The organism is Streptomyces sp. AcH 505 (assembly GCF_000818175.1).
Lineage (GTDB): Bacteria > Actinomycetota > Actinomycetes > Streptomycetales > Streptomycetaceae > Streptomyces.
Genome location: NZ_JTIY01000001.1, coordinates 6,534,320 through 6,553,073, shown reverse-complemented (window position 1 = coordinate 6,553,073; position 18,754 = coordinate 6,534,320). Strand labels below are relative to the sequence as shown.

The window sequence follows — 18,754 nt, the reverse complement described above, 5'->3', positions numbered from 1 at the left end:
CAGGCAGCCCCTGCATCAACGAAGCACGCGCCACCACCAGACGCGCGGCGTCCGCCAGCGAGAACACCCCGGCCACATGAGCCGCAGCGACCTCACCGATCGAATGACCGGCCACAAAGTCCGGCGCCACACCCCACGACTCCACCAACCGGAACAACGCCACCTCGACCGCGAACAACGCCGGCTGGGTAAACCCGGTCTCATTCAGCAGCTCGGGATCGTCACCCCAGATGACATCCCGCAGTGAACGGCCCAACTCGCCGTCCAGCTCGGCCAGTACGGCGTCCAGCGCGTCGGCGAACACCGGGAACCGGCCGTACAACTCCCGGCCCATCCCCAACCGCTGCGAACCCTGACCCGAGAACAGGAACGCCGTCTTCCCTGCGACGGTCGAACCGGAGACCGCCAGCGGGTCCGGTTCGCCTGCCGCGAGTGCCGTCAGGGCTCGTACCGTATCCGCGGTGCGGTCCGCCAGCACTGCCGCGCGGTGCTCGAAGACCGACCGGCTGGTGGCCAGCGAGAATCCGACGTCGACGGGCCGCGCCTCCGGCCGGGCCTCGATGAGCGAGAGCAGCCGCGCCGCCTGGCCCCGCAGGGCTTCCGGCGTCCTGCCGGACAGCACCCACGGCACCACACCCGGCTCCACGACCGGCGCCTCGGCCGTGTCGACCATCGTGCCCTGGATCACCGTCGCCGGCTGCTCCAGGATCACGTGCGCGTTCGTCCCGCTGATACCGAACGACGACACACCCGCACGCCGCACCCGGTCACTCTGCGGCCAGGCCGTCTCCTCGGTCAGCAGCTCCACCGCGCCCTCGGTCCAGTCCACATGGGAGGACGGGGCATCGACGTGCAGCGTCTGAGGCAGACTGCCGTGCCGCATTGCCATGATCATCTTGATCACGCCCGCCACACCAGCAGCTGCCTGGGTGTGGCCGATGTTGGACTTCACCGACCCCAGCAGCAACGGCCGCTCCGGGTCACGGTCCCTGCCGTAGGTCGCGAGCAGCGCCTGCGCCTCGATCGGGTCACCGAGCGACGTACCCGTACCGTGCGCCTCCACCACATCGACGTCGTCCATGGTGAGTCCGCCGCTGGCCAACGCCTGCCGGATGACGCGCTGTTGCGAGGGTCCGTTGGGCGCTGTCAGGCCGTTCGACGCACCGTCCTGGTTGACCGCGCTGCCCCGCACCACGGCCAGAATCTCGTGCCCGTTGCGTACCGCGTCCGACTGCCGCTCCAGCACCAGCATGCCGACACCCTCCGACCAGCCGACCCCGTCGGCCGAATCGGAGAACGCCTTGCACCGCCCGTCAGGGGCCAGCCCCCGCTGCCGCGAGAAGTCGACGAACACGGTCGGCGTGGACATCACGGTCACCCCGCCGGCCAGCGCCATCGAGCACTCACCACTGCGCAGCGCCTGCATCGCCCAGTGCATCGCCACCAGCGACGACGAGCACGCCGTGTCCACCGTCACCGCCGGGCCCTCAAGACCGAGCGTGTAGGACACCCGGCCCGACGCCAGGCTCGTACTGCCACCGCCCTGGAAGCCCTCGAACTCGGGGCTCGCCAGCAGGCCGGTGTAGTCGCTGTACATCACCCCGGCGAAGACACCCGTCCGGCTGCCCCGCAGCGTGACCGGGTCGATGCCGGCCCGCTCGATCGCCTCCCACGACGCCTCCAGCAGCAGCCGCTGCTGCGAGTCGGTCGCCAGCGCCTCACGCGGGCTCATCCCGAAGAACGCCGGGTCGAACTCGCCCGCCTGATGCAGGAATCCGCCCGAGCGGGTGTACGACGTGCCGTTGTGGTCGGGGTCCGGATGGAACAGTCCGTCCACGTCCCAGCCACGGTTGACCGGGAATCCGGAGATCGCGTCCGCGCCCTCGCTCACCAGCTGCCACAGATCCTCCGGCGAACCGACGCCGCCCGGATAGCGGCAGCTCATCCCGACGATCACGATCGGATCGTCCGCCACCGCAGCGCTCCGCGTGACGACGGGCACGGCCACTGCCGCGTCCGGGCCGAGCAGTTCGTCCAGCAGATGGCCGACGAGTGCCTGGACCGTCGGATAGTCGAAGGCCATCGTGGCGGGCAGCCGCAGTCCGCTGGCGGTGTTGAGCCGGTTCCGCAGCTCCACCGCCGTCAGCGAGTCGAAGCCCAGATCGCGGAACGCGCGGCCCGGGTGGACCGCAGCGGCGTCGGCATGCCCGAGTACGAGGGCCACTTGGCCGCGTACCAGGTCGAGCAGCACCTCTTGGCGCTCGACCGCGGTGAGTACGGCCAGTCGTTCCACGAGTCCTGCGGCGGCGGCCGATCCGGCGACCGCGGCCCTGCGGGAGCGGGTACGGATCAACGACCGGAGCAGCGGCGGGACTTCCCCTTGCGCACGCAGGACCGGCAGGTCCAGCCTGACCGGCGCGAGTACGGCGTCCCCGGTGGCCAGGGCCGCGTCGAACAGCGCCACGCCCTGCTCCGCCGACAGCGCGGGCACACCGGAGCGCGCCATCCGCTCCGTGTCGGCCTCGGAGAGCGTCCCTGTCATGCCGCCTGACTGGTCCCACGGGCCCCAGGCGAGGGACGTCCCTGGCAGGCCCTCGGACTGCCTGCGTGCCATCAGGGCGTCCAGGAAGGCGTTGCCCGCCGCGTAGTTGCCCTGCCCCGGGCTGCCGAAGGTGGCGGCGGCGGAGGAGAAGACCACGAAGGCGGACAGGTCGAGATCACGGGTCAGTTCGTGCAGATGCCAGGCCGCGTCGGCCTTCGGCCGCAGGACATGGTCCAGCCGCTCGGGAGTCAGCGACCCGACCACACCGTCGTCCAGTACGCCCGCGGCGTGCACCACGGCGGAGACGGGGTGTACGGACAGCAGGGCCGCCAGTGCTTCCCTGTCGGCCACGTCGCACGCCTCGACCGCGACCGCGGTTCCTTGCAGCTCCAGCTGGGCGACCAGTTCCTCGACGCCGTCGGCGGCGCGTCCCCGCCTGCTGACCAGCAGCAGCCGCCGTACGTCGTGCTCGGCGGCCAGATGGCGCGCGACGACCGCGCCCAGACCACCGGTACCGCCGGTGATCAGCACGCTGCCGTCGGCGTCCCACACCGGGCTCACATCGAATTCGGCGGCCGGCCTGCGCACCAGGCGCCCGGCCAGCACCGCGCCGTCCCTGACCACCAGCTGCGGCTCGTCGGTCCGCAGGGCCGACGGCGGCAGTACGGCCGTCCCCTCCGAGTCCTCCGGGTCAAGATCGATCAGCCCGAAGCAACCGGGGTTCTCGGACTGCGCGGACCGTACGAGACCCCGGACCGAGGCGGCGGCGACATCACGGCCGCCGACAGCGCCACGGGTCACGAAGACGAAGCGGGATTCGGCGAACCGCTCGTCGGCCAGCCGGGCCTGGAGCTGTGCCAGGGCCCGGTGGGTGAGTGCGCGCACCGATCCCGTGGTCTCGGCGGCCGGGTCCCCGACCACGGGGATCAGGACGACGCCGGACAGCGGGGCGTCCGTGGCGGGCGTGTCCGCGGCGGGCGTGTCCGTGGCGGCGGAATCCGTCACGTCCTGGTAGGTGTCCGCCTCGACACCCGCGGCACGCAGCGCTGCCAGCAGGCCCAGGGAGTCCGGGCCGAGCACCGTCACCGGCTGCGCGGCCTCGGTGGACGTGGCGGCGAGCGGGGTCCAGTCCAGCCGGAACAGCGCGTCCCGTGTCAGCCCGTCGGACTCGCTCAGGGCCTCGTCGGACAGGGCCCGCATCGCCAGCGACTCCACCGAGGCGACCGGCGCGCCCGTGGTGTCGGCGACGGCCATCGCCACGGCTCCGTCGGCGTCTCGGGTGATCCGAAGCCGTACGGCCGAGGCGCCGGACGCGTGCAGCGAGACGCCGCTCCAGGAGAACGGCACACCGCCCCGCTGGTCAGGGCCGGTGAACCAGGCCGCGTGCAGCCCGGCGTCCAGCAGCGCGGGGTGCAGACCGAAGGCCTGCGCCTCCTCCTGGAGGCCGTCGGGCAGGCTCACCTCGGCGAAGACCTCGCCGTCCCTCCGCCACACGGACCGCAGGCCCTGGAACACCGGACCGTACGCGAAACCGTCGGCGGCGCGGGCCTCATAGAAGCCGTCCAGGTCCGCCTCTTCCGCGTCCGTGGGCGGCCAGACCGCGGCGTCGAAGTCGGCGGGAGCACCGGCTCCCCCGACCGCCAGGACGCCCATGGCGTGCTGCGTCCACGGCGCTTCGGTCGCGCCTTCCGGACGGGAGTGGACGGTGACGGTACGCCGCCCGGTCCCGTCGGTGGTGCCGACCCGTACCTGGGTCTGAAGGGCTCCGCGCTCCGGCAGCACCAGCGGGGCAGCGAGCGTCAGCTCGTCCACGCGGTCACAGCCGACCTCGTCACCGGCCCGGACAGCCAGCTCGAGCAGCGCCGTACCGGGCAGCAGGATCCTGCCGAGCACCGCGTGGTCGGCCAGCCAGGGGTGTGACTGGACCGAGAGCCGCCCGGTGAACAACACGCCTTCGCCCTCGGCCAGTTCCACCACGCCGTTGAGCAGGGGGTGCTCGGCGTTCATGAGGCCGATCGCGGCCCCTCCGGCGCCGCCGCGCATCCCGCGCGGCCAGAACGGCCGGTGCTGGAAGGCGTACGTCGGCAGATCCACCCGGGACGCCCCGGTCCCGGCGAAGAACGCCGGCCAGTCCACGAGCGCGCCGTGCGCGTGCAGTTGGCCCAGCGCCGTGACTGCCGAGACCTCCTCCGGGCGGTTCTTGCGCAGCACCGGCACGGTGACCGCATCGCCGGAAACCGATTCCTGCGCCATGGCGGAGAGCACCCCGTCAGGGCCCAGCTCCAGGAACACGCCGACGCCCTGGTCGGCGAGGGTCCGTACCCCGTCGGCGAAGCGGACGGCCTCGCGAACATGCCGCACCCAGTAGTCGGCGGAGCACAGCTCCGCTGCGCTCGCGAGCTGACCAGTCAGGTTGGACACCACCGGCACCGCAGGCTCGGTATAAGACAGGGTCGCCGCGACGGCGCGGAAGTCGTCCAGCATCGGCTGCATCAGTGGTGAGTGGAACGCGTGGGAGACGCGCAGCCGACTCGTCTTACGGCCCTGCTCGGCCAGCTGCGCGGCGACCGCGAGAGCCGTATCCTCATCGCCCGAAATCACCACGGACGAGGGACCGTTGACCGCAGCGACGGACACACCGTCGGTCAGGAGCGGGACAACCTCGTCCTCCGTCGCCTGGACCGCGACCATCGCACCACCGGACGGAAGCGCCTGCATCAAGGAAGCACGCGCCACCACCAGACGCGCGGCGTCCGCCAGCGAGAACACCCCGGCCACATGAGCAGCCGCGATCTCACCGATCGAATGACCGGCCACAAGGTCCGGGGTCACACCCCACGATTCGACGAGCCGGAACAACGCCACTTCGACCGCGAACAACGCCGGCTGGGTGAAGCCCGTCCCGTTCAGCAGCTCCGCGTCGTCACCCCAGATGACATCCTGCAGCGAACGGCCCAACTCACCGTCCAGCTCGGCCAGTACGGCATCCAGCGCCTCGGCGAACACCGGGAACCGGCCGTACAACTCACGGCCCATCCCCAACCGCTGCGAACCCTGACCCGAGAACAGGAACGCCGTCTTGCCTCCGGTCACCGAACCGGACACGGCCGAGGCATCCGGCTCGCCGACCGCGACCGCCGCCAGCACCTGAGCCGTGTCGACGGAGTCCCCGGTCAGCACCACCGCCCGGTGCTCGAACCTCGACCGGCCGGTGGCCAGGGAGAATCCGATGTCCAGCGGCCGCAGATCGGGGCGCGCCTCGATGTAAGAGAGCAGCCGCGCCGCCTGGCCGCGCAGTGCCTCCGGTGTCTTGCCGGACAGCACCCACGGCACCACACCCGGCTGCGCCGCCGAAGGTTCGAGCGGGGAAGGTTCGACCGTCCCCCGGATCACCGGAGCCGGCTGCTCCAGGATCACGTGCGCGTTCGTCCCGCTGATGCCGAACGACGACACACCCGCACGCCGCACCCGACCGGCCTCCGGCCAGGCCGTCTGCTCGGTCAGCAGCTCCACCGCGCCCGACGTCCAGTCGACGTGGGACGACGGCTCGGTCACATGGAGCGTGCGCGGCAGTACGCCGTGCCGCATGGCCATGATCATCTTGATCACACCGGCCGCTCCCGCCGCCGCCTGGGTGTGGCCGAGGTTCGACTTCACCGAGCCCAGCAGGAGCGGCTGTGCACGGTCCCTGCCGTACGTCGCGAGCAGTGCCTGCGCCTCGATCGGGTCGCCCAGCGTCGTACCCGTACCGTGCGCCTCCACCGCGTCCACGTCGGCGGGCAAGAGTCCGCCGCTGGCCAGCGCCCGGCGGATCACCCGCTGTTGCGACGGGCCGTTGGGCGCCGTCAGACCGTTCGACGCACCGTCCTGGTTGACCGCGCTGCCGCGCAGCACGGCCAGGATCTCGTGGCCGTTGCGTACGGCGTCCGACTGGCGCTCCAGCAGGAGCATCCCTATGCCCTCGGACCAGCCGACGCCGTCCGCCGACTCGGAGAACGGCTTGGACCGGCCGTCGGGGGCGAGGCCCCGCTGCCGCGAGAACTCCACGAAGGTGTCGGGGATGGACATGACGGTGACACCGCCGGCCAGCGCCAGCGAGCATTCGCCGCCGCGCAGCGCCTGCGCCGCCAGGTGCATCGCGACCAGCGAGGACGAGCACGCGGTGTCCACCGTGACGGCGGGGCCCTCGAACCCGAAGGTGTACGAGACGCGGCCCGAGGCCACGCTCAGCGCGCTGCCCTGGCCCTGGAAGCCCTCGAACTCCTTGCCGTCAAGTGCGGTGTTGTAGCCGCCGTACATGACACCGGCGAACACACCGGTCTGGCTGTCGCGCAGCGACACCGGGTCGATCCCGGCCCGCTCGACGGCCTCCCAGGACGTTTCCAGCAGCAGCCGCTGCTGCGAGTCGGTCGCCATCGCCTCGCGCGGGCTCATCCCGAAGAAGTCCGGGTCGAACTCACCGGCGTCGTGCAGGAATCCGCCGGAGCGGGTGTACGACGTGCCCAGGTGGTCCGGGTCGGGGTCGAACAGCGCGTCCACGTCCCAGCCGCGGTTGACCGGGAAGTCCGAGACGACATCGGCGCCTTCGGTGACCAGCCGCCACAGGTCCTCCGGCGAGCCGATGCCGCCGGGGAAGCGGCAGCTCATCCCGACCACCACGATCGGGTCGTCGTCGAGCAGCGCGGGCGAGAGTTCGGGCGCCGCGTCGGCTGCGGCGTCCGGGCCGAGCAGCGCCTCGTGCAGATGGTCGGCCAGCGCGCCGACCGTCGGGTAGTCGAAGACCATCGTGGCGGGCAGCCGCAGCCCGGTCGCGGTGTTGAGCCGGTTCCGCAGCTCCACGGCGGTCAGCGAGTCGAAGCCCAGGTCGCGAAATGCCCGGGTCGGGTCGACTCCGTCGCCGCTCGCGTGCCCGAGCACCATGGCCGCCTGACCGCGCACCAGGTCCACCAGCGTCTCGTCGCGCTCCTGGCGGCCCAACCGGCTCAGCCGCTCCGCCAGACCGGCGTCCGTGCTCGATCCCGGGCCGGCTCCGGCGACGACGGTGCGGCGGGAGCCCGTTCGGACCAAGCCACGCAGCAGTGGCGGGACGGCGCCGCGCGTGCGCAGTGTGGCCACGTCCAGTCGCACCGGCGCCACCGCCGCCCGGCCGGTGGCCAGCGCGGCGTCGAACAGGGCCACGCCCTGCTCGACCGAGAGCAGGGGCATGCCTGCCTCGGCGGCCCGGCGGAGATCGGCCTCTCCGAGACCGCTCGTCATTCCGGCGCCCTGGTTCCAGGCGCCCCACGCGAGGGAGACACCGGGCAGGCCTTCGGTCCGCCGGTGCGCGGCGAGCGCGTCCAAGAAGGTGTTGCCCGCCGCGTAGTTGCCCTGTCCCGCGCCGCCGATCAGTCCGGAGACGGAGGAGAAGACGACGAACTCGGCGAGGTCGAGGCCGAGATCGCGGGTCAGCTCGTGCAGGTGCCAGGCCGCGTCGACCTTCGGCCGCAGGACATGGTCCAGCCGCTCGGGAGTCAGCGAACCGATGGTGCCGTCGTCCAGCACACCCGCCGTATGCACCACGGCGGTCAGCGGATGGCCGGAAGGCACCGAGGCCAACAGCCCGGCCAGCGCCTCCCGGTCCGCCACGTCGCACGCCTCGACGGCGACCTCGGCGCCCAGCGCCTCCAGTTCGGCGGCCAACTCGGGCGCGCCGTCGGCAGCGAGGCCGCGTCGGCTCGTCAACAGCAGGCGACGTACGCCGCGTTCGGCGACCAGGTGGCGGGCCAGCACACCGCCCAGACCGCCTGTGCCACCGGTGATCAGTACCGTGCCCTCGGTGTCCCACACGCGCGGCATGCTCAGCACGATCTTGCCGACATGCTTGGCCATGCTCATGAACCGGAACGCGTCCTGGGCCTGCCGCACATCCCAGGTGCGGACCGGCAGCGACTCCAGCACACCGCGGTCGAACAGCTCCATCACCGCGTCGAGCATGCGCCGGATATCCTCGGGCTCCACCCAGCCGAGGTCGAAGGACCGGTAGTCCAGGCCCTCCGGCAGGTCCGCCTCGTCGCGGATGTCGGTCTTGCCCATCTCCAGGAACCGGCCGCCGGGCGCGGTCAGCCGCAGCGAAGCGTCCACGAACTCGCCTGCCAGCGAGTTCAGTACGACATCGACGCCCTGCCCTTCCGTCACTTCGGCGAACGCCGACTCGAAGTCCGTCGTACGCGACGAGGCGATGTGGTCGTCAGCGACACCCAACGACCGCAGGACGTCCCACTTGCCCTCGCTCGCCGTAGCGAACACCTCGGCGCCCAGATGGTTCGCGACCTGGATCGCCGCCATACCGACACCGCCGGCGCCCGCGTGGATCAGCACCTTCTCGCCGCGCTGAAGCCCGCCGAGGTCCACGAGCGCGTAGTACGCCGTCAGGAACACCAGCGGCATGGAAGCCGCCGTCTCCCACGACCAGCCGCCGGGCATCCGGGCGAGGAGCCGTGCGTCGCCGACCACCTGCGAGCCGAAACCGCCGGACACCAGACCCGTGACCCGGTCGCCGGCCCGCAGGCCGGTCACGTCGGGCCCGGTGCCGGTCACCACACCCGAGACCTCGCGCCCCATCCGGCCCGCGTCGCCGGGGTACATGTCCAACGCCTTGAGCACGTCGCGGAAGTTCACGCCGGCCGCGCGTACGTCGATCCGTACGTCGCTGCCGGTCAGCGGCTCCAGGACCTCGGGGAACGGCGCCAGGGTCAGCCCGTCCAGGCTGCCCTTCGTCAGACTGTCCAGCCGCCACGGCACCCCGGTCGGCGGCACAAGCCCCGTACCGGAGTCGAGTCGCGCGAGCCGGGCCGCCAGTATTCCGCCGTCGCGGATCGCCATCTGCGGTTCGTCGGTGCCGAGTGACGTCGCGAGCAGCGCGCCGGCGTCAGCGGCTGCATCGGCTGCGGAGTCGATGTCGACCAGGCCGAAGCAGCCGGGGTTCTCGGTCTGCGCGGAACGCACCAGACCCCACACGGAAGCGGCGGCGACATCGGAGGCACTCTCGTCACCGGCCGCCACGGCTCCCCGCGTCACGAATACCAGCCGGGACCCGGCGAACCGGTCGTCGGCCAACCACTGCTGTGCCAGGGCCAGTACGCCGGCGGTCAGCGTGTGTGCCGACTCGGCGACCCCGGTTCCGTCCGCCAGGTCCGTACTGGTCACAGCGGCCAGTACGGTGCCGGGGACCGGGGACTCCCCCGCCGCAAGCGCCGCCAGATCGGTGAACGTCTCGACAACGGCGCCGGACTCGGCGAGCCCTGCGGCGAGCCCGAGCGGATCGGGCCCCACCAGGGCGACGGACGCGGGGACCGCCGAACCGGCCGGTACGGGAACCCAGTCCAGTCCGAACAGGGCGTCGCGGGCCTGCGCTGCGCTCTCGCTCAACTGCTCGCTCGACACGGCTCGTACGAGCAGCGAGTCGACCGAGGCGACCGGCTCGCCCGTCGTGTCGGCGACGGCGATCGAGACCGCGTCCCGACCGTCGGCCGGGGCGATCCGGACCCGCAGGGCGGAAGCGCCCGTGGCGTAGAGCGAGACACCTTCCCACGAGAACGGGAGTCCTCCACTGCCCTCCTCGCCGTCACCGGCGAGGAGCGAGGCGTGCAGGGCGGAGTCGAGGAGCGCGGGGTGCAGCCCGAACGCGGCGGCGTCGCCTTGCGCGTCCTCCGGGAGGCGCACCTCGGCGTAGATCTCACCGTCGCGGCGCCAGGCGGCCCGCAGCCCCTGGAACACCGGACCGTAACCGAACCCGAGTTCCGCGAACCGCTCGTAGCATCCTTCGACGTCCAGGCTCTCGGCACCGGTCGGCGGCCACATCGTGGCGTCGAACCCGTCGCCCGGCGGCCGGCCCGCCGCCGTCAGTACGCCCGTCGCGTGCGGGGTCCACGAGCGCTCGTCGACGCCCTCGGTCAGGGAGTGCACGGCGAGGGAGCGCCGACCGGTGTCGTCAGCGACCCCGACCCGCACCTGGACCCGCACCGCGCCGCTTTCCGGCAGGGTGAGCGGCGCGGCGAGCGTCAGCTCCTCGACCCGGTCGCAGCCGACCTCGTCACCGGCGCGGAACGCCAGCTCCAACAGCGCCGTCCCGGGCAGCAGGACGCGGCCGAGCACCGCGTGGTCCGCGAGCCACGAATGCGACTGGACGGAGAGCCGTCCGGTGAACAAGACACCTTCGCCCTCGGCCAGTTCGACGGCGGCGCCGAGCAGCGGATGGTCGGCCGAGCCCAGTCCCGCGGCGCGTACGTCGCCAGCGCCGGACCGCTGCCCCGCCGGCCAGAACCACTGGTGCTGGAAGGCGTACGTCGGCACGTCGACCCGCACCGCGCCCGTCCCCGCGAACACGGCGGACCAGTCGGCCGGCACGCCGCGTACATGGAGCCGCGCCAGCGCCGTGACGGCGGCCAGTTCCTCGGGCCGGTCCTTACGGAGCAGGGGTACGGTCACGGCGTCGTCCGGGACCGACTCCTGCGCCATGGCGGAGAGCACACCGTCGGGCCCCAGCTCCAGGAACGTGGTCACACCCTGCTCGCCCAACGTCCGTACGCCATCGGCGAATCGGACCGCCTCGCGAACGTGCCGCACCCAGTACCCGGCGGAGCACAGCTCATCGGCCGCAGCCAGCTCACCGGTCAGATTCGACACCACGGGGATACGCGGAGCCTCGAAGGTCAAGGTGTCCGCCACCGCGCGGAACTCGTCCAGCATCGGGTCCATCAGCGGCGAGTGGAACGCGTGCGACACCCGCAACCGACTCGTCTTACGACCCTGCTCGGCCAGCTGCGCGGCGACCGCGAGGACCGCATCCTCGACACCCGAAACCACCACGGCCGAGGGCCCGTTGACGGCCGCGATCGACACACCGTCGACCAGCAGCGGCAGCACCTCGTCCTCCGTCGCCCGCACCGCCACCATCGCACCACCGGACGGCAGCGCCTGCATCAACGAAGCACGCGCCACCACCAAACGGCACGCATCCGCCAGCGAGAACACCCCCGCCACATGAGCAGCCGCGATCTCACCGATCGAATGACCGGCCACGAAGTCCGGCGCCACACCCCACGACGCGACCAGCCGGAACAACGCGACTTCGACCGCGAACAACGCCGGCTGCGTAGAGCCGGTCTCGTTCAGCAGCTCGGGATCGTCACCCCAGATGACATCCCGCAGCGAACGGCCCAACTGACCGTCAAGCTCTGCCAGTACGGCGTCCAGCGCATCGGCGAAGACGGGGAAGCGCTCGTACAACTCACGGCCCATCCCCAGCCGCTGCGCACCCTGACCCGAGAACAGGAACGCGCGCTTGCCGCCCGCGACCGCCCCCGACACCGCCGAGGTGTCCGCTCCGCCCGCCGCCAGTGCGGTCAGCGCGCGGACCGTGTCCGCGGGATCGCCCGCCAGCACCACCGCACGGTGGTCGAACAGCGACCGGCCCGTGGCCAGGGAGAACCCGACATCCACCGGACGCTGTCCGGCCTGCGACTCGACGGCGGACAGCAGCCGCGCCGCCTGCTCGGCCAGCGCCTCCGGCGTCCGGCCGGACAGCACCCACGGCACCACACCCGGCTCGGCCACAGGAGCCTCGACCGTTCCCCGGATCACCGGAGCCGGCTGCTCCAGGATCACGTGCGCGTTCGTACCGCTGATGCCGAACGACGACACACCCGCACGCCGCACATGACCGGACTCGGGCCATTCGGCCGACTCCGTCAGCAGCTCCACAGCGCCCGCCGACCAGTCGACATGGGTCGACGGCTCGGTCACGTGCAGCGTCTGCGGCAGCACTCCGTGCCGCATGGCCAGCACCATCTTGATGACGCCCGCCACACCTGCGGCGGCCTGGGTGTGGCCGATGTTGGACTTCACGGACCCGAGCAGCAAGGGCCGCTCCGGGTCGCGGTCACGCCCGTACGTGGCGAGCAACGCCTGCGCCTCGATCGGGTCGCCCAGCGTCGTACCCGTACCGTGCGCCTCCACCACGTCGACGTCGTCCGCCGAGAGGCCGCCACTGGCGAGGGCCTGGCGGATCACCCGCTGCTGCGACGGACCGTTGGGGGCGGTCAGACCGTTCGAAGCGCCGTCCTGGTTGATCGCGGAGCCGCGCAACACGGCCAGGATCTCGTGCCCGTTGCGTACGGCGTCCGACTGGCGCTCCAGCACCAGCATGCCGACGCCCTCGGACCAGGCGACACCGTCGGCCGACTCGGAGAACGCCTTGGACCGGCCGTCGGGGGCCAGTCCGCGTGCGCGGGAGAATTCGACGAAGGTGCTCGGGGTCGACATCACGGTCACGCCGCCGGCCAGGGCCAGCGAGCACTCACCGCTGCGCAGCGCCTGGGCGGCGAGGTGCATGCCGACCAGGGAGGAGGAGCACGCGGTGTCGACGGTGACGGCGGGGCCTTCCAGGCCGAGGGTGTACGAGACCCGGCCGGAGGCGACGCTCGGTGCGCTGCCGTTGCCGCGGAACGCCTCGTACTCCTCGCCGGTGAGCAGCGGGCCGTAGTCGTTGTACATGACGCCGGTGAAGACGCCGGTCTGGCTGTCGCGCAGCGACACCGGGTCGATCCCGGCGCGCTCGAAGGCTTCCCAGGACAGTTCGAGCAGCAGTCGCTGCTGTGAGTCCGTCGCCATCGCCTCGCGGGGGCTCATCCCGAAGAAGTCCGGGTCGAACTCGCCTGCGGTGTGCAGGAATCCGCCGTGGCGTACGTGGGTCTTCCCTGGCCGGTCGGGGTCCGGGTCGTAGAGCCCTTCGACGTCCCAGCCGCGGTTGACGGGGAATCCTGAGATGGCGTCGCCGCCTTCGGTGACCAGCCGCCAGAGGTCTTCGGGCGAGGTCACCCCGCCGGGGTAGCGGCAGGCCATGCCGACGATGACGACGGGGTCGTCGGCGACGGGGGGCAGTGCGCGGACCGGTACGGCGGGTGCCTGGGCCTCGCTGCCGAGGAGTTCGTCGCGCAGATGGTCGGCGAGGGCGCTCGGCGTCGGATAGTCGAAGACCATCGTCGCGGGCAGCCGCAGGCCGGTGACGGTGTTGAGGCCGTTGCGCAGTTCGACGGCGGTCAGGGAGTCGAAGCCGAGATCCTGGAACTGGCGGGCCGCTTCGACGTCTGCGGCGTCGGTGTGTCCCAGGACGTGGGCGACCTGTCCGCGTACGAGGTCGAGCAGGATCTCGCGGCGCTCGGCGGCGTCGAGTCCGGCGAGCCGCCGGGCGAGGCCGCCGGCCGTTTCGGAGACCTGGGCGGCGGCGCGCCGGGCCGGGGCCCTGATGAGGCCGCGCAGCAGTGCGGGGATGTCGCCCTGGGCGCGCAGGACAGGCAGGTCGAGGCGTACGGGTGCGACGGTGGCGGCGCCGGTGGCGAGGGCGGCGTCGAACAGCGCGACGCCCTGTGCGACGGAGAGCGGCGGCATGCCGGAGCGTGCGATGCGTTCCACGTCGATGTCGGTGAGCGTGGCGGTCATGCCGACGCTGCTGGTCCACGGGCCCCAGGCGAGGGAGAGTCCTGGCAGTCCTTCGTTGCGACGGCGGGTGGCGAGCGCGTCCAGGAAGGCGTTGCCCGCCGCGTAGTTGGCCTGTCCCGCGCTGCCGAGGGTGGCGGCGACGGAGGAGAAGACGACGAAGGCGGCGAGGCCGAGATCCCGGGTCAGCTCGTGCAGGTGCCAGGCGGCGTCGGCCTTCGGCCGCAGGACGTGGTCGAGCCGGTCCGGGGTGAGGGAGCCGATCACACCGTCGTCGACGACGCCCGCCGCGTGCACGACGGCGGTCAGGGGGTGCTCGGCGGGGACGGTGTCCAGCAGGTCCGCGAGGGCGGTCCGGTCGGTCACGTCGCAGGGGGCGACGGTCACTTGGGCGCCGCGCGCCGCCAGCTCGGCGGCCAGTTCGGCGGCGCCTGCGGCGGCGGGGCCGCTGCGGCTGACGAGCAGCAGATGCCGTACGCCGCGTTCGGCGACGAGGTGCCGGGCCAGTGCGCCGCCCAGGCCTCCCGTACCGCCGGTGACGAGGACCGTGCCCTCGGCGTCCCAGCCGGCCGGCTCGTCGGGGACGGGGACGCGCGTGAGGCGGGCGGCGAGCAGTGCGCCGTCCCGTATCGCGAGGTCCGGTTCGTCGGTCAGGGCGGCGGCGGTGAGCAGGGCCGGCACGGCCTCCAGGGAGAGGGAGTCCGTGCCGGGGTCCAGGTCCAGGAGGCCGAGGCGTCCCGGGTTCTCGGTGCGTGCCGTACGGACAAGTCCGTGCACCGACGCGGCGGCGAGGTCGGCGCCGTCCGTGGCGCCTCGGGTGACGAACACCAGCCGGGCGTCGGCGAACCGGTCGTCGGCGAGCCACTGCTGTACGTGGCCGAGGACGCGGGCGCCGAGTGTGTGCGTGGCGGCCACGACACCGTCGCCGGGGCCGTCCGGGTCGGGGTCGCCGGCCGCGGCGATCATGACCACGCCGGGGACGGGGCCTTCGGCGGCGAGTGACGCGAGGTCGGGGTGGTGCGTGACGGGTGCTCCCGCGCTGTGCAGGGCCTCGGCCACACCGAGGGTGTCGGCGCCCACCACGGCCACCGGGACGGGTCCGGTGGGGGCGGCGCCCTTGGTCCTGGTCCACTCGACGCGGAACAGCGAGTCGCGGTGGACGGCGCCGGTGTCGTGCAGCCGCTCGGCGGGCATCGCGCGGGAGACCAGCGAGTCGACGGAGAGTACGGGCCCGCCGGCCGTGTCGTACACGGCGATGGAGACGGTGTCGTCGCCGGTGGGGGTCAGCCGGGCGCGTACCGAGGCGGCGCCGGACGCGGTCAGTGACACGCCTTCCCAGGCGAAGGGCAGGCCGCCGCTGCTGATGGCGCCGAGGTCGGCGTAGGCGGCGGCGTGCTGGGCGGCGTCGAGCAGCGCGGGGTGCAGGCCGAAGGCGGCGGCTTCGGAGTCGGCGCCCTCGGGCAGGGTGACGTCGGCGAACACCTCGTCACCGCGCCGCCAGGCGGCGCGCAGCCCCTGGAAGACCGGGCCGTAGTCGAAGCCGAGTCCGGCGAGCCGGTCGTAGCAGCCGTCGAGGTCGACGGGTTCGGCGCCGGGCGGCGGCCAGACGGTGGCGTCGAAGCCGGGGTCGGTGGTGCCGGCGCCGGGCGTGCCGGGGGCCAGTACGCCGGTGGCGTGCTGCGACCAGGGCAGGTCGACGACGCCTTCGGCGCGTGAGTAGATGCCCAGCGGGCGGCGGCCCGCGGGGTCGGCCGCGCCGACCCGGACCTGGAGCTGTACGGCGCCGTGCTCGGGGAAGGCCAGGGGCGCGGCGAGGGTCAGTTCCTCGACGCGGTCGCAGTCGACCTCGTCGCCGGCGCGGATGGCCAGCTCCACGAAGGCCGTGCCGGGCAGCAGGGCCCGGCCGCGTACGCCGTGGTCGGCGAGCCAGGGGTGGGACTGGACCGACAGCCGGCTGGTGAACAGGGCGCCTTCGCCGTCGGCGAGTTCGACAGCGGCGCCGAGCAGGGGGTGCCCGGCGGAGCCGAGTCCCGCCGCGCGTATGTCGCCTGCCGCGTCGAGGGAGGCGGCGGGCCAGTAGCGCTGGTTCTGGAAGGGGTAGGTCGGCAGGTCGACCTGCCGGGCGCCGGATCCGGCGTAGAGGGCGGCCCACCGTACGGTGGCGCCCCGGACGTGCGCCTGGGCGAGGCCGGTGACGGCGGCCAGTTCCTCGGGGCGGTCCTTGCGCAGCAGCGGCACGATCTTCGCGCCGTCCGGCAGCGAGTCCTGGGCCATGGCGGAGAGCACGCCGTCGGGGCCGAGTTCGAGCAGGGTGGTGACGCCGCGCCCGGTGAGGGTGCGCACGCCGTCGGCGAACCGTACGGCTTCCCGTACGTGCCGTACCCAGTAGTCGGCGGAGCACAGCTCGTCGACGGTGGCGATGCGCCCTGTCAGGTTGGACACGACCGGCAGGGCCGGCTCGGCGAAGGTCAGGCTCCGTGCGACGGCGCGGAACTCGTCCAGCATCGGGTCCATCAGCGGCGAGTGGAAGGCGTGCGAGACGCGCAGCCTGCTGGTCTTGCGCTCCAGTGCCTCGAAGTGGGCGGCGATCTCCAGTACGGCGTTCTCGTCGCCCGCGATCACCACCGACCGCGGTCCGTTGACGGCGGCGAGGGACACCCGGTCGGTGAGCAGGGGGACGACCTCGTCCTCGGTCGCGCGCAGGGCGACCATGGCGCCGTCGCGCGGCAGGGCCTGCATGAGCGAGGCGCGGGCCGTGACGAGACGGCAGGCGTCCGCCAGGGAGAGGACTCCGGCGACGTGGGCGGCCGTGATCTCGCCGATGGAGTGGCCGCCGACGAAGTCGGGGGTGACGCCGAGCGACGTGACGAGGCGGAACAGCGCCACCTCGATCGCGAAGAGCGCCGGCTGGGTCCACCGGGTCTCGCCGAGTTCGGCGGCGTCGGTGCCCCAGACGACGTCCCTCAGTGGGCGGTCGGCGTGCGCGTCCAGCTGGTCGGCGACTGCGTCGAACGCCTCGGCGAACACCGGGAAGCGGGCGTGGAGTTCACGGCCCATGCCGAGCCGCTGGGAGCCCTGGCCCGAGAAGAGGACGGCGAGCGGCCCGTCGTCGGCGACGCCCCGGGCGATCTCGGTGGGGCCGGTGTCCCCGGCGAGCAGGACGGCGCGGTGTTCGAAGACCGAGCGTCCTGCCGCGAGGGAGAAGCCGACGTCGGCAGGGCGGATGCCGGGGTTCCGGCCGATGTGGGCGAGCAGTCGGTCGTGCTGGGCGTCCAGGGCGGCCGGTGACCGGCCGGCGAGGGCCCAGGGGACGACGCCCGGTGCCACGGCGTCGTCGGTGTCTTCCGCGTCGGGTACCGGCGCGGGCGGGGCCTGTTCGAGGATCACATGGGCGTTGGTGCCGCTGACGCCGAAGGAGGAGACGGCGGCGCGCCTGGCCCGTCCGGTCTCCGGCCAGTCGGCGGGCTCGGTGAGCAGTTCCACGGCCCCGGTGGTCCAGTCGACGTCGCCGGACGGTTCGGTGGCGTGCAGGCTGCGCGGCATCAGACCGTGCCGCATCGCCATGATCATCTTGATGACGCCCGCCGCGCCCGAGGCGGCCTGGGTGTGTCCGATGTTCGACTTGACCGAGCCCAGGCGCAGCGGGTGTTCGCGGTCCTGGCCGTAGGTGGCGAGCAGGGCCTGCGCCTCGATCGGGTCGCCCAGCGTCGTACCCGTACCGTGCGCTTCGACGATGTCCACGTCGCCGGGGGTCAGCCGGGCGTTGTCCAGCGCCGCGCGGATGACGCGCCGCTGCGAGGGGCCGTGCGGGGCGGACAGGCCGTTGGACGCGCCGTCCTGGTTGATGGCGCTGCCGCGCAGCAGGGCGAGGACGTGGTGTCCGGCGCGCCGCGCGTCGGAGAGCCGTTCCAGTACGAGGACGGCGGCGCCCTCGCCCCAGCCGGTGCCGTCGGCGGCGTCGGAGAACGACTTGCACCGGCCGTCGGCCGCCATGCCGTTCTGCGCGGTGAACGAGACGAAGGGGCCTGGCGTGGCCATCACGGACGCGCCGCCGGCCAGGGCCATCGTGCACTCGCCGTTGCGCAGGGACTGCGCCGCCCAGTGCAGGGCCACCAGCGAGGAGGAGCAGGCCGTGTCGACGGTGACCGCGGGCCCTTCGGCGCCGAGGGTGTAGGAGAGCCGGCCGGAGATGACGCTGGCCGCGTGCCCGGTCGTGGCGTACTGCTCCATGTCGTCGCCGGACGCCCTGATGACCGAGCCGTAGTCCTGCCCGGCCGTGCCGACGAACACACCGGCCTGGCTGCCGCGCAGCGAGGCCGGGTCGATACCGGCCCGCTCCAGCGCCTCCCAGCACACCTGGAGCAGCAGTCGCTGCTGCGGGTCCATGGCGACGGCCTCGCGCGGCGAGATCCCGAAGAAGCCGGGGTCGAACTCCGCCATGTCGTAGAGGAATCCGCCCTGTTGGGCGAGGCTGCGGCCGGGTCCCTCCCCCGCGAGGCGGTCGAGGTCCCAGCCACGGTCGGCGGGGAAGCCGCCCATGACGTCGCGGCCCTCGGCGACCAGCTCCCACAGGGCCTCGGGGGAGGTCACCCCGCCGGGGTAACGGCAGCCGATGCCGACGACGGCGACGGGCTCCTCCGCGGCCGCCACCAGCTGCTGATTCTGCTGACGGAGCCGCTCGTTCTCCTTCAGGGACGACCGCAGCGCCTCGACGTACTTGTTGGGGGACGTGCTCAT

1 protein-coding gene (only partly in view) is annotated in these 18,754 nt (G+C 72.8%); it reads right to left on the bottom strand.

The genetic code is table 11. The annotated features are described in order from the left end of the window. Positions 1–18,754, bottom strand: part of the annotated coding region (locus HY68_RS28795; RefSeq protein ID WP_041994282.1) for a type I polyketide synthase (this coding region is incomplete at its 3' end). 10,272 nt of the annotated region lie to the left of the window's left edge; 18,754 of its 29,026 annotated nt are in view.